Source organism: Candidatus Omnitrophota bacterium (genome assembly GCA_028715965.1).
Classification (GTDB): domain Bacteria; phylum Omnitrophota; class Gorgyraeia; order Tantalellales; family Tantalellaceae; genus JAQUQS01.
Window position 1 is genome coordinate 1 of sequence record JAQUQS010000020.1, and the last position, 14407, is coordinate 14407.

General features: G+C 50.2%; 13 protein-coding genes. 10 read left to right on the plus strand and 3 right to left on the minus strand.

Features of this window, described 5'->3' with window-relative positions; translation table 11 throughout:
* The 9 genes from PHH49_07310 to PHH49_07350 form a co-directional block, all read left to right on the plus strand.
* On the plus strand, window positions 1-1172 hold a 1172-nt coding region (locus tag PHH49_07310), incomplete at its 5' end, for an ATPase, T2SS/T4P/T4SS family (GenBank protein ID MDD5488742.1).
* A 16-nt stretch (window positions 1173-1188) separates the two neighbouring features.
* Entirely contained in the window at window positions 1189-2406 is a 1218-nt protein-coding gene (locus PHH49_07315) for a type II secretion system F family protein (protein ID MDD5488743.1), read from the plus strand.
* 14 nt (window positions 2407-2420) lie between these two features.
* Entirely contained in the window at window positions 2421-2861 is a 441-nt protein-coding gene (gspG, locus tag PHH49_07320; protein MDD5488744.1) for a type II secretion system major pseudopilin GspG, read from the plus strand.
* Window positions 2833-3264, plus strand: coding sequence for a type II secretion system protein (locus tag PHH49_07325; GenBank protein ID MDD5488745.1), 432 nt, complete (start codon window positions 2833-2835; stop codon window positions 3262-3264). Before gspG ends, PHH49_07325 begins: the two co-directional genes overlap by 29 nt.
* Window positions 3248-3844, plus strand: coding sequence for a type II secretion system protein (locus tag PHH49_07330; protein ID MDD5488746.1), 597 nt, complete (start codon window positions 3248-3250; stop codon window positions 3842-3844). Before PHH49_07325 ends, PHH49_07330 begins: the two co-directional genes overlap by 17 nt.
* Window positions 3841-4893 (plus strand): type II secretion system protein GspK, encoded by a 1053-nt coding sequence (locus PHH49_07335; protein MDD5488747.1) that lies wholly within the window; start codon window positions 3841-3843, stop codon window positions 4891-4893. The genes PHH49_07330 and PHH49_07335 overlap by 4 nt, the downstream gene beginning before the upstream one ends.
* 11 nt (window positions 4894-4904) lie before the next feature.
* On the plus strand, window positions 4905-6380 hold the full coding sequence (gene pilM / locus PHH49_07340; GenBank protein ID MDD5488748.1) for a pilus assembly protein PilM: 1476 nt from the start codon (window positions 4905-4907) through the stop codon (window positions 6378-6380).
* The gene (pilO, locus tag PHH49_07345) at window positions 6364-7029 is read left to right on the plus strand and encodes a type 4a pilus biogenesis protein PilO (protein MDD5488749.1); all 666 of its coding nucleotides are present in this window, start codon (window positions 6364-6366) and stop codon (window positions 7027-7029) included. Before pilM ends, pilO begins: the two co-directional genes overlap by 17 nt.
* 1 nt (window position 7030) lies before the next feature.
* Window positions 7031-7840, plus strand: coding sequence for a tetratricopeptide repeat protein (locus PHH49_07350; GenBank protein ID MDD5488750.1), 810 nt, complete (start codon window positions 7031-7033; stop codon window positions 7838-7840).
* A gap of 24 nt (window positions 7841-7864) precedes the next feature.
* On the opposite strand, the gene PHH49_07355 is transcribed toward PHH49_07350, so the two are convergent.
* Both PHH49_07355 and PHH49_07360 read right to left on the minus strand, forming a co-directional pair.
* The gene (locus PHH49_07355) at window positions 7865-10339 is read right to left on the minus strand and encodes an STT3 domain-containing protein (GenBank protein ID MDD5488751.1); all 2475 of its coding nucleotides are present in this window, start codon (window positions 10337-10339) and stop codon (window positions 7865-7867) included.
* 10 nt (window positions 10340-10349) lie between these two features.
* On the minus strand, window positions 10350-11642 hold the full coding sequence (locus PHH49_07360) for a S41 family peptidase (GenBank protein ID MDD5488752.1): 1293 nt from the start codon (window positions 11640-11642) through the stop codon (window positions 10350-10352).
* A gap of 376 nt (window positions 11643-12018) precedes the next feature.
* Here PHH49_07360 and PHH49_07365 point away from each other — a divergent pair, with 376 nt between their 5' ends.
* Window positions 12019-13455: a glycosyltransferase family 39 protein gene (locus PHH49_07365; GenBank protein MDD5488753.1), complete on the plus strand. Its 1437-nt coding sequence runs from the start codon at window positions 12019-12021 to the stop codon at window positions 13453-13455.
* Here the strand turns inward: PHH49_07365 and PHH49_07370 are convergent.
* On the minus strand, window positions 13442-14359 hold the full coding sequence (locus PHH49_07370; GenBank protein ID MDD5488754.1) for a glycosyltransferase: 918 nt from the start codon (window positions 14357-14359) through the stop codon (window positions 13442-13444). The two genes, PHH49_07365 and PHH49_07370, sit on opposite strands and share 14 nt — an antisense overlap.
* Between the last annotated feature and the right edge of the window lie 48 nt (window positions 14360-14407).

Consider the following 14407-nt stretch of genomic DNA (forward strand, 5'->3'; position numbering starts at 1 on the left):
CCGATGTCATGATGGTCGGCGAGGTCAGGGACAGGGAGACCGCCGAGATCGCCATAAGAGTATCCCTTACCGGTCATCTGGTGCTCTCTACGCTGCATACGAACGATTCCGCCACCGGCGTTACCCGTCTCGTGGATATCGGGATAGAACCTTATCTTGTGGCGTCCAGCGTGGAAGCGTTCATAGCGCAGAGGCTTATACGTACTATTTGCCCAAAATGCAAGATAGAGGATACCTCCGTGGTCCCGGAGATCAAGAGGCGTATTTCCGAGAGCCGTGGGGGCGGGGATATGAACGACCTGAAAATATACAAGGGTAAGGGCTGTGATGATTGCAATGGAACAGGCTTTTATGGTCGTACGGCCATATACGAGATACTAAGGGTGGACCAGGAGATAAAGAGGCTTATAATAGCCAAGGCCCCGGCTGGGGACGTCAAAAGAACGGCGATGAGGAGAGGGATGGCTTCATTGATGCAAAATGGATGGGATAAGGTCCTGGCCGGAGTGACCACGCCCCAGGAAGTCCTCAATGTCTGCCAGGACCTGGAAGAGTCAGAGTACCAGTACGTGACGCCCGGACCTTCGCGCGCGCAGACCATGGCGCCACCCAGGCCTTCCGGAGGGACGACCATAATGACCCCTCCGCCAGCGCAGCAGCCGCTCTTTCCGTCGAACGACCCAAGGAGCCGGAGGCTACATGCCCGCGCTCCCGTAAGGACCAAAATACGTTACAGGCTGGTCGAAAAGGCTGTTGGAGATATCGGCAGGATAGGCGGTACGCGGACGGAAAGCGCCGCGAGGCCGGACATGGACCCTACAAAGAAGGTGTTCGGCGGCAACATTTTCGCTGATACCGGGACGGGGCCCCAGGACGGTAAAGACGCCGTAGAAGATTATTACCAGGAGCAGGATTCGGTCACATCTGATATAAGTGCCGGCGGATTGGTGTTTGAATCGCTATTTTCTTTTCCTCCAGGATCCATACTGGAACTCAAGATATCCATCCCGGACCTGGCGAACCCGGTGGTATGCCTGTCCAAGGTGGTAAGGGTGGAAAAAAAGTCCCCCCAGGTATTCCATTTAGCTGTATGCTATCTGGATATGTCCGGGTCGGACAGGAAGATCATCGATGATCATGTAAGGGCCGAATACGGCAAACAGGACGAATAAGATCTATGGAGTACGCATGAAAAATTTCAGATATAAGGCCAAGAAAGGCCCTGAAGACCTGATAGAAGGTGTTATGACGGCCTTTAATCCTGATGACGTGGTCAAAAAGCTTGCGGAAAAAGGCTATATGGCCGTTATGGTCGAGGAATATATGGAAAGTGATGATCGTCCGCGTCACGTTGCGCTCAGGAGCATGTTCGGTGTAAGCCAGAAAGAGCTTTTGTCTTTCACCCGACAACTGGTAACTCTTGTGAAGTCGGGTGTGCCCATGTTGCGTTCCCTGAACATACTTTCGGCGCAATCGGCCGACAGGTATTTCAGCCAGGTGATCCAGGATATAGGTGCCAGGATAAAGAACGGCGATACTTTATCCGAAAGCCTGGAGGCGTTCCCAAAGATATTTTCCCGGTTCTATTCGGCCATGGTACGGTCAGGGGAGGATTCGGGTTCTCTGGATAAGGCGCTGATAAGGATATCGGAATACTATCAGCGGCAGGGGCTCATACGGTCCAGGGTAAGGTCGGCGATGATATATCCCCTCCTGATACTGACCGTGGGCATATTGTCGATAGTCTTTATTTTTACGCACGTTATGCCGCGGATCATACCCATACTACTTAATCTTAACACGGAACTCCCGCTTCCTACGAGAGCTCTTATTTTCCTGAGTTCTTTTCTCAAAGGTAACTGGGGCTGGATGGTCCTGATCGTCCTGATGTTCCTGCTCATTTATTCCAGGTCCATCAAGAACAAGGTCTTCCGCAGGTATATTTCCAATATAAAGCTGCGGATACCTGTGCTGGGTCCGCTTGTGTACAGGTCTGAACTCGCCCGGTTCACACGAGCTCTTGAGGTCTCCCTCCAGAACGGGATACCCATAATAAACGCGATAGAAGTATCCCTGCCGATACTTAATGAAGAAGCTATCAGGGAAAAACTGACCGAACATGTCAAAGGCCTTGAGGTGGGTGAGGCTTTGAGCAGTACGTTCGCGAAAAGCGGTGTATTTCCGATCTTCGCGGTAAGCCTGGTGAACATAGGGGAAGAGTCCGGGAACCTTGTTGAATCCCTCTCTGACATCGCCGCTTCTTTTGAGTCGGATTGTACCGATGCCGTGGATATAATGGTGAACCTTCTGGAGCCTTTGATGGTGCTTTTCATAGGGCTTATCGTCGGTTTCATAGTAAGCGCGGTATTGCTGCCGATATTCCAGTTGAACGTGATACAACTATAATAACAGGAGAAAAAATGCTTAAGCACAGGATATCAAGGTCGCTAGGGTCCACAAAGGGGTTCACGCTTATTGAGATACTTCTTGTGGTGGTAATAATCAGCGCGCTCGCGTCCATGGTCGTGCCCAGGCTGACGGGGCGTTCGGAAAAAGCCAAAGAGGCTATAGCGCGGGCGGATATAACCGCGAACATCCCTACGGCGCTTAAACTATATGAGCTGGATAACGGGAGTTTTCCGGCGACGGAACAGGGACTTAAGTCTCTTCTGGAAAAGCCCAGGACCCCGCCTATGCCCAGGAATTGGAGCGGGCCGTATGTTGAAGGCAAGAACCTGATGGACCCATGGGGGCGTGAATATATGTATAGATATCCGGGTTCACACGGAACGGACTATGACCTGTATTCTTTAGGCAAGAACGGTGTCGATGATGAGACGAACATCACTAACTGGGATTAATATAAAAAAAAAGACTTTAGTAGGACCTCTCTCCGCGCAGGGAGGTTTTACGATGATAGAGGTTCTTGTGGCCATGGTGATACTTATTTCGGCCGCTTCCTATATCTTTCCTGTATTTTTTAACACTACAACGGCGATATCCCATGTCGCTAACAGGATAGAAGCCGGATCCATGATCGAGGAAGAGATGTGGACCATCAAGAAGAACGTCTACAAAGGGGATGCCAGGACCAGCTATACCGTTAAGAGGGCACTTGGCGGCAATATCCCTGTGCTTATAACGGGTAGTGTGGAAAAACTGCCCCGTCCCGATAATCTTTACAAACTGCAAATAGCGGCTTCCTGGGTCGAAGGCAGGAGCAGAAAAGGATTGGAACGCGCGGTATATGTTGAGCAAAAATAAAAAAGGTTTTACGCTGATAGAGCTTTTAGTGGTAAGTTCCATGCTGATCTTCCTGGGTGTGGGCATATTCCGTATCCTTTCGAGCGGTATAGCCGTGTACGAGTGGATGGACCGGAACCGCTTTGTGGACGATGTGCCGATATTTTTCCAGAAGTTCTCGAATGACATAAGGAATTACGCTCCGATGGGGAAAGAGGGGATGCTGGCGATCCCCGGAGGGGTGTCCCTGTCCATACATAACGCGGACTATATGGTCTATACCGATCCAGACAGTATAACTCCCGGAGAACCGGTTCGCAGGGTGGAATACATATATGACCGGTCGAAAAAGAACATATTGAGGAGGGTCTATTCGTTGGGTCGGGAAGACCCGGTAACGGGTCTCGAGGTGCTTGCCGGGGTCAAGGCCATGAGGATAACATATGCTGAAAAAGACGGTATATTGCGCGACGCGGGGATGTTCAGCGATGTTCCACCGGCCAGGGTCGCGGCTATAAGGGTAGAATTGGAGATCAACTCCGGAGCAGGCGATGATCTCAACTTTTCAAGGGTGATAGAGGTGCCGGTCAATTTCATATGAAGGACCAGATGACACGGAAGTCGCGGGATAAAGGAAGTATTTTGATATTATCGTTGTGGACGGTAGTGTTCCTGACGTTCATCGCGGTGATGCTCGGGGGATCGGCGGGGACCGGTATCAGGTTCTCCGGCAGGATCGAGGATATATCGATCTCTTATGATCTGGCCTCCAGCGGAATGCTTTACGCGATCCGGACGATCGCGGCGGGAAAACTGGATACATCGCCATCCACCGATGCGCTCAATGACCAATGGGCGAACGATCCTTCGATATTCGGAGAGGTGAAATTGGGGGAGGGGAGCTACGGGTTCGCCTATGATAAGAAAGACGATAGCTCCGGACAGGTCCTAACTTACTTTGGGATGGTGGATGAGGAGCGAAAGTTGAACCTGAATTATGCCGACAGAGAAGAGATCGTGAGGCTCCTGCTTGAACTTACCGACATGGACCAGGTGCGAGCTACGGAATTGGCCGCTTCAATTATAGACTGGCGGGATGTGGATGATATCCTGTATAATACTGTGGACAGCGCGAGCGAACGGGCTGCTTATGTCAGGGCGGCTCTCGCGTATGCCCCGGCTAACGAGAACTTCCATGAACTGGGGCAGCTGATGTTCGTTAACGGCATGGACCCGAAAGTGTTCGTCAGGATAAGGGACTATGTGACCGTTCACTCGACCGGCAGGATCAACATAAATACGGCTACTGCGGAAGTGCTTGTGGCTATTGGTCTTAGTAGCGATATGGCCGATAAGGTGAAGCTTTTCCGTGCAGGACAAGACGGGACGGAAGGAACATATGACGATAACGTGTTCACCAGCGTGAACAAGGTATCCGGCGATCTGGAGGGGCATTTCGCCCTGACGGACGCCGAGAAGGATGAGATCACGCGGTTCGTGGCCACGGGGAAACTTTCCGTCAGGTCCGATAACTTTATGGCCGTATGTACGGGGCATGTGGCGGGCGCGGGTACTTCCGGTAAAGTAATAAGTGTTTTTGACCGGAATGGGAACATAAAATACTGGGGCTATGTAAGTCTGGCCTCCTGAGGTATGGATAAATGGCGTATGACGCTTTTCAAAAAGGACGGGATCTTTTATGTGTTGAAATAGGCGAAGCTTATTTCAAGGCGGTCTATTTCAGGAATGTAAAAGGGAAGATGTCCATCGCGGGTACCGCAGGAGAGTACGAGCAGGGTATGTCCGGGGAAGATACCGCCGCGGCGATACGTAAATTCGCGATGGAAATGAAGGCAAAGAACCCGGAGGTCATTAACGTCATTCCGTCTAAATATGGTATATATAAGAATATCGAGATACCGTCGGTGGACCCGAAGGAGATAAAACAGATCATCGACCTGCAGGCCGGCGCCCATACTCCGTATCCGAAGAATGAGATCATCATAAGCTACTCCAATATCGGTATATTACACCAAAGATATACGAAAATACTGCTGGTAATAATAAAGAAGGACGTTGTCTCCTCAAGATACGATATCATCAGGAAGGCTGGGTTTAAGGCGGAAACCGCTCTTTTAAGCTCGGAAGTCTCGTCAGGGTTCTTTTCGGCGCATCTTAAGGACAAACCATCAAAGATGATAGGCCTTTTGAACATAGACGCTACCTCGACCGATTTCACGGTGATCCAGGACGGGCGGGCCATGTACATCAGGTCGTTCGCGCTGGGTACGGTCGATCTTATGGCCAAGGGAGCGGACATAAACAACCAGTTCTCGGAAGAGGTCAAGAAATCCATAGAGTCCTATCAGGCTAACAATGTAGGCACCATGCCTGACGTCATATATGTCACGGGAGCGCTGGCGGCGTTCGGGGCCGCGATCACACAGGCGCAAAGATTGTTCACCGAGGCCACTTTCACGTCTATGGGATACGCGGATATATTCTCGATACCCGAAAGTATCAAGGATACGGCGTTGGATACGCCCGGATTGTCGCTTTTGTCGGTCATAGCGCCGTCGGAATCCTTGGGGAAAGAGTATATCAATCTTGTGCCGGAAGAGGTGAGGGTAAGGCAGGAAATAAAGAAGAAATCCCGCGAGATGACGTTCATAGCTATCATGGCTATGGTGCTCATGCTGCTTTTCTGTTCCGTGTTCATAGTGAACATATTCTTCAAGACGCTCTATCTGGGCAATCTTGAACGGAACTATAACAAGGAGAACATGGAGGTAGGCAAACTTAAGCTGGTGTCCGACAAGACAAGCATAGTGAAGAGGTTCATAGAGAAAAAAGGAGAGGTTCTTAACGGGTTATGCGAACTGATAAACTCCCTGCCCAAAGAGATATTCCTTAACAGTATAGGTTTCAGGGAGGACGGTACGGTCATTTTTACGGGTACCGCGGAAAGTATGTCCCAGGTGTTCTCGCTGGTCACCGAACTGGAGAACAATAAACATTTCAGCAATGTAAAAGTGGATTTCACGAAAAGCCGCCGCCAAAAAGAGCAGGAAGTGGCGGATTTTGGCCTTACGCTTACCATAGAACAGAACGGACAGCCATATGGACAAACTGCTTGAGGTCCTGAAAGCGTTCTTTTCGGGGCTTTCCGAAAAAGAAAAAAAAGTCATGTATGTGACCGCGTTCATCGTTTTTGTGGCGCTGTTCGACAGGATAATAATAGGCCCGTTCTCGGCGGAGTCGGACAGGTTGACAGAGAAAATAAACAATCAGGTAGCCCTTACCAGCAAGAACATAAAATTACTGCAATATAAGGACAGGATACTGGCCGAGGACGTGGCCAGGAAAGATTTTTATATACCTAGTGGACAGGCCCAGGAGGAGCTGATCGCGTCTTTCCTGAGCGAGGTAGAGGGTGTCGCTAAAACATCGGGCATCGCGATATCCAACATCAACACTGTCACTGTATCAGAAAAAGAGGGGTATAAGGAATTCAGCCTGATAATAGAATGTTCCGGGAAAATGAGGGACATGTTGGATTTCTTCTATGGGATAGATAACTCCCCGAAACCCCTCAGGATGGCCTCCTTTGACATGTCCGTCAAGAACAGGGACGATTATGAGGTGAAGTGTACCGTGACCGTGATCAAGCTGATCGTTTCGCGGGCCGAGATGTCCCTGGCGGCGGACGCGCTTGTCCCGGATGCTCCTGTTGTCCAGTCTAATGACAAGACGGTGTTCATAACTGAGAAAATAGCCCTGGAGTGATATGGTAAAGACCGTTAAAGCATTGATAGCGGCTGGTTTGCTGCTTGTCGCGATGTGCCCCACCCCGCAGGCCGAGGATATCGCCGCCCTGCTGAAGAAGACCCAGATAGCTGTCGAAACAGAAGACATGGACGAGGCGGAAAGATTGTGCCAGGAAATACTGTCGATCAATTCCAACGTGTATCCCGCGTACAATATATTAGGTTTTATCTACGCCAGCCGGGAGGGAGAACAGCAACGGGCTATATCATATCTCGAGAGGTCATTGAATATAGTCAAGGAACAGCCGATGGTATATACCCAGATCGCGTCGTTATATAACCAGATGGGGGACCTGGATACGGCGATAGAGTATATGGAGAAAGGGCTGGAGATGGACCCTGGGGATTACCAGCTCAATTATAACCTTGGTCTTATGTATTTCCTGGAAAAACATGATCCGTATAAAGCGTCCGAGTGCTTTATCGCGGCCGGTAAAAAAGAACCCAAGGACGAAAGACTTCTTTATATAACGGGGTTCAACTTCGTGGTAATGGGGGACAAGGCTAAGGCCCTGGAATATGTCACGAGACTCAGGAATATAAAAAGCGAGTATCTCGCGTCACGGCTGGAAGCGTCCATGCGGGAAAAAGAAGAGGGGAATACCCTTGACGTAACAGGCGCGATGCAGGATTATACTGTCGCTCCGCAACATGCCCCTGACGGGTCGACGCCCCCTCAGGGACCAGCAGTAACGGCCTCGGGTGAACCGGCTACTACCGTTACGGGTACGGGAGAGCTTACCATCAAGCAGACCTTCAAGCGCAAATAGGCCGGTATGTGACGGCCATTACTTTTAAATATCAACTTTGTAGACCAATATCTTCGTACTCAACCTGGCGTCTTCTTTCCTGGTGAAGAGGGAGAAATGTTCCAGTCCGGCCCCATCGAAATAGTAAAGCCGGTAAAGTATCGAGCGGAGCACATTGCCCGGGGCCACTATACAGCTGTACCGGCCGTCAGTATATTTTTTGAACAATACCGAAATGCGCAATGTGTCGTTGCCGAGTTTTTTCTCCCTGAATTCGCCGTTATCCAGGTACAGAATGCTTTCAGGGATACCGGATATCTTGCCTTCGAGGTTGTTTATGCGGGCTTCCATTATCCCCGGGTGGAATATGACGCCGTTAGGGTAGATGATAAAACCGTCTTTCGTGCCCACAGGGAAGGTCTCCTCGCCGATATAAGGGCGGCCGCCCGCGAAAGACCACATCATGCCGATATTCTCGCGGGATCCGCGTACGAGTGAGGAAGACTGTTTTATGCCGCGTATGTCCGGCCGATCCTGCGCTTCCATCCTTTTCTTGAAATCCCAGTTCTTTACGAAATAGAGCCCCAGAGCGTTGTCAATGAGGTCGTTATAAAGGAAACAATAAGAAGGAGGAGGGGAGGAGAAGAGCATGGAAATTAGCTGCTCGGCTTTGTCGTAAGGCAGCCGTTCACGCGCGCTGGCGCGTGCCGCGTCCTTATCCAGGACCACCAGAGACTTGATGAGGGATATAGCCTCGTACAGGGGCAGTCCGCTCCCGGTGATGAGGCCCACAGCGTTATCCCCGCTCGAATTGAGCATGCGTAATATCCCCAAAGCCTCTTTTTCCTCGTTTGCCAGGAAGCAGGAAGCCATCCAGTAGCCTCTTGGACTTTCCAGGGTGGCCCCGTCAAAGCATACCCGTCTTTCGGCCATCGCCCTTATAAAGTGTCCCGGAGGCCACCAGGTGTCCACAATGCTTTCAGGCGGTGTTTTTTCACGCAGGTCACTCATGGCCTCGTCCCATACCACGTTATACATGGGGAATAATCTTGAACTTACCGCACAGGAATATACCCCGGATGAAGTGAAAAAAACGACTATTAAAATTATAGCCGGCAGATGACTTACAGGTCCGCGCCATGATGGCCCGAAATAAGCGGCTCCGGCCGATCGCAGTTTTTCGTACAGCACATGTACTCCAAGCCCGACACAGATAAAATACGGGGGGAGTAGGAACAGGACGAATCGTTCGGCGCTGTGCGCCATGAACAGGCACAGGATGATAACGCAAAGAAGAGCGACCTGTTCTTCTTCCGATATCAGGGATATCCGGCGTAAGATCAGGGATACAGCTCCTATCGCGAACGGTATCAGGAACACGATCCCTCCTAAAAGATGTATCATCTTTAAAAGCGACGGGGTCTTGAGCTCCCCCACCGTAAGGAACGCGTCCGGCCAGGGATTTTTTGCCATGAATATGAATTTAGAGAAGATATCGGATATTTCCGATATGGATGAGATAACGCCTCTTGGGGTAGAGAACAGGCAGGCCAGCGCGAAAGTCAGTAATAGAAATAGACCTGTATTTCTCAGGACCATCAGGGTGCCCGCTTTGTCCTTGCCTGTCAAAATACGATAACATGCTGTGGCCAAAAGGGATAACGTGGCGATGGTGGGCAGGAATACCCAGCCTTGCCAGAAAAGGGCATAGAACGCGCTTACGGCCGACAAACATAGAACGCTAAGATAGGTCTTTTTACGTAGTACCAGAAGCAGCGATAATATGACGGCCAGCGGGAACACAACGTTATAGGGGTCAGAGTCATACCACCCCAGCGCGCTTCTTTGGAGGTACATAGGGGCCAGGGAGAACCCTATACCGGATATCAATGTAGGCAGCGGTCCCAGGGTCATCGTACGGCAGACCAGCAGGAATATCACGACGGAGAATAAAAAAAGTATAAGGGGAATATACATCACGGCGGAATAGAGCGACATGTTCTTGTTGAACGGTTTTATGGCCCTGAAGAAGAAATACCCGCTATAAGGGTGAAGCTCGATGTTCCGCCAGTGTCCTTCAGGGGCCAGCATAAGCGGGTCGAAGAACTTACCGTTCTTTATCTGGTCCGATAATCTCCCGGTATCCGCGATGTTCTTCGTGAGCCTGTAGTAATAAAAAGAATCTGACCCGAGAAGGAAGTATTTGTAGACATTCCTGAATTGTTCCGCGGCCTGGTCTATAGAGGTGTTTACGTTGTGCCTTTCCTTGTTCATTATGGATCTAAGGCGCTGGTTGATGGTCGCGTCCAACTCCTCTTGGGTCTTACCGGGCATCTGTTGGCTTGTGGCGGTAGATACCATCTTGTGCAGGTTCATCATGACAATGGCGCGCGCGGTGTCCCTGGCTTTGGAGATCGGGTTGACCAAAGCGGGATACATGCGGAAAAAGACGCCGGCAAGCGATATCAAGACGACTATGGCTATGGAATACAGTGTTTTTTTAGGATGAAAAGTTGTCATTGAGGCCACATTATTCAGTCGCGCCCTGTTGGGCGGCGAGCTCCGACAATATTTTCAGGCCGATCTGTTCGATCACGTACTTTTCCACGTTATCCACATCCTGCGGGATCACTATGTCCGGTACGACGCCGGACCGGTCAAGCAATGTTCCGTCGAAAAGGTAGGCGTCACCGGTGATCATTGCCAGCATGGACCCGTCGTCAAAATCGACCGCGCTTTTCAGGAAGGCGAAACCGGCGGTCGGTTCTTTGCCGATGATCACCGCGCGTTTGTAGCCTTTAAGCACGGCCGCGAGAAGTTCGGAAGCACTGCCGCTATGGCTGTCTTCCACGACCAGAAGGGGTCCGGTGTAATAGATGTCAGACTCGGGGGAGACCAGGCCGAACTCCGGCACGTTCTTTTTCTTGTAGTAAAAGAGCTTTTGTCCGGGTGGGAGCAGCATTCCACTGAGCTCTCTTACCGCTAAAGGCGGTCCTCCGGGATTGCCGGCAAGGTCCAGCACCATATACTTGATGTTTCCCACGCCCAGTTTCTCGAGATATTTCCGGAAGTCATCCGCGGTCTCACGGTTGAACGTGTTGATCTTAAAATAATATACCCCGGGTATGCCTGTTTCTATCCGGGAGATGGTCTCGGTATAGTATTGTACGCTTTTTATGTCATATGTGATGATCTTCTGGTCAGCCACGTTAGCCACCTGTATCTTGACGATCGTATCAATAGGCGGGTGCAGGAAAATGTCTATTTGCTGGTCTGTCATGCTTTGTATCGTGATGTCATTGAATCCCAGGATTATGTTGCCCTGCCTCAGGCCCTTAGCGTAAGCGTCGGATCTAGGATTGACATTGTCGACCATGAACGCGGCATCGACCTTACGTCCGGATACGCCGAGGCCATAGTCATAGCTGTAGATCTCCTGTTTATACTTTTCGGCCATTTCGGGAGGGATGAAATTGGTAAAGGTATCTTCCGGATCCCGCAATTTCGTGACCAGGAGGCCCGCCCCGAGCTGGGCAAAGCGGTCAATTTTTCTTGTCCTATCCTTTATATTGGACAGGGTGCCTGTAATGTATTCCTTGCGAAACTCCTCATAAACCTCTCTCGACACGGGTTTATAATAGCTCTCGTCCATTATGTCGAACACTTTTTTCAGGAAATCCAGGTAAGGCTTCTGATATTCCGGGATAAAGGCCTCTTTCTCCGCGGCCCTGTTCAGCAGGAACAGGGAAACGGCGGCAGTGATCACGGAGACCAGAACTATGTATGTTACCAGGACTTTTTTTCCGGATAAACGCAGGTCCATATTTCTCCCTTCTGATGTAAATATGTTATACTAAAAAAACACCATTTTCAACTTTAAACAGGTGATTAAATATATTTATGATAATGATCATTATTAGCGCGTTATAGCGGCCCAAGCCCGTGATCGATAAAAAACTTATCCTGCCGCGTATTTTCATGTATACTAATATAAAATAACCATGGGAACAGGTCGGCAAAACAGGTCTTGATGGTAAAGCGCACAAAAAAGACGACAAAGGTGACCTTATTACAGCGGACGGGATATTGTGCTATTGCAGGTCTTACTATCTTCTCAAATGGATCGTTAAAGTAACGAGTATCAGGGACTTCCTGAACAAGGCCAGGGCGGCTTTATCCATGTTCAAATAAGGGGAACAATGAGCAGGCAGGGGATATATATCAAGGTCATATTGGCATGTATACTGGTCTTTTCGCTCTTTGTTCGTCTGGACGGGGCGAACAACCAGGAAAAATACAGTTTTGATGCCGTGGTATACGATCAGCTGGGAACACAGCTCAGATATGATCCGCTGAACTACAGCACCAAAGAATTGTGGGAGACCGCCCGTGAGGGCAAGACTGACGAGGTCGTCGCAAGAGTAGAGGGATACATGTCCGCTCCGCTTTTCAAACATCCGCCCCTGTTCTCTTATTTCGTGGCTTTGTTCAAAATGGTGTTTGGTGATGGGGTGAAGAGCGGCGCTTATGTATCCGTTCTTTTCGGAACGTTACTGGTCCTTATGGTGTTCCTGATAGGCCGGGAAATGTTCGGTCCCTGGTGGGCGCTTCTGGCCGCGTTCTTCGTGGCTATAGACCCCGTGTCTATTTCCTGCTCGGAAAAAGTGTTCATAGAGTCGACGATGACCTTCTTTATATATTTATCGATCTACCCGCTATTCCGGGAACAAAGGGATATCACGGTATTGTCTTTTTCCGCCGCGGCGCTGGGTATGGCGCTTTTATGTAAATATGTGGCTGTTATAGCTTTGGTCGCGGTGCTTATGTTCCTTATACTGGAAAAGGACAAGGGGCTGAAACGCCGGACTTTCCTCTATCCTGTTATAACGGCGGCTGTTTTTTCGCCGTGGATATTGTGGAACATGGACATATACGGCGCTGACGCCATAAGAGTGATGACGTCGGCGCTTTCCTCTGAGGACCCCCTGAAGCTCATGTTCTATTCGTCGGCCGCGGCGTTCGTGGCCGCTACTCTTGTGGCGCTACTTTTTATTAAGTCATTTTTTCCCGATATATTCGGTCGGGTATGCGGTACTGTCATGGGTAGGATGTCCGGTATTACGGGCGGGAAAGCCGCTCGCGTTGCCGGATGGGCGCTTTTCGCGCTTATCGCGGTCGTATCGACCGGCAATATGCTGAGGGGACTGTCCCTGGGCTATGTGCCCGTCACAAGCGCTTCCATGCATGTGTTCTCCGGTGGCCCCTGGCATTATTACCTGAGCCATGTGATGTCGGTGTCGCCGCTGTACATCTTTTCATGCCTGTCGCTCGTCCTCATGGAAGAGTGGAACGAGGAAATGTCTTTCCTGGCGGGGTTTTCCGCCGTTGCCGTGATCTTCTTTTCACTCGTTGCCAATGTATTCCACGAAACAAGGTATCTGGCCATTATTACGCCGGCACTTCTGGTAATGGCGGTCTTTTTCATCAAAAGATCGGCGGAAATGGCGTTCTCCCGGGAGGGTACCTGGCCACGTATATGTCTGCTGGTGCTGGTGGGGGTAGTCGTGTTCGCCGTTACTAAGACGGTCTTTGTGGACGTGAGCGTTATATTGAAGAACGATTTTATATATTTTTAGCCTTCCAATAAGCCTTGTTCTGGCTCATGGATCTTTTTACCCATAATGGCAATGATCCCCCGTGAAATCCCAGGGAGAACGCGGCTACTCTGCACGCTTCATACAGGGGGAACAGGAGTAGGGAGGAATAATGTTTTCTTTTCCACAAAAATGATATACCCGACCTCAAATAGCCCAGTTCGTAATGGATGGCCCGTGACAGGGACGGGTTCACAACGCCTATCAGGGATAGGCCGCTGTCGAAATTCCTTTTTATCAATGAAGTGAGGCCGTAATGATGGCTGTGATGAACAAGCGCTTCGGGTACATACACGAGCTTTTTCCCGGATATAAGCACGCGTTTGGCCCATTCCTGGTCTTCGCTCATTACGATATTCTCGTTGAAGGGAAAAGCCCGCCACACGGATCTTTTTATGGCCGAGCACACATCGGAAAAAAAGATATCCGACAGGGAACAGGAACCGGGATCTATATCGCTCTTTATGCTCGGAGTGTCCGGATAAAGGTATGACGAAAAGAATTTTTCGATGGGAGTAGCAACCGCCCTCGGCAGCTGCCGGGCAAAAGTTCCCGCTATATCTGGATCCTTTAGTGGTGCGATCAACCGGGCGAGGCACATATCGTCGGCAGGTATGGCGTCCTGGGTCAGATATACCAGTATTTCATTATTTGCCACGGACGCGCCCAGGTTGCGGGTCCCTCCATGACTGAAGGAGTCAGGCGATATCTCTATCAGTTTTACGGGATACCGTGACAACCTTTCCTTTGTGCCATCGGTAGAACCGGAGTCTATTACGATCACCTCGGGTATAGGAAGGCCCTTGCTGGCAAGCGCCTTTTCGACCACTGTGATGATCCCGTTCCCACCGTTAAGAGATAATATGATTATTGAGACGTTATCCATGATATTTCAGCAAGTCGGTTCCGTATGTCCACGGATCTTACGGTTCAA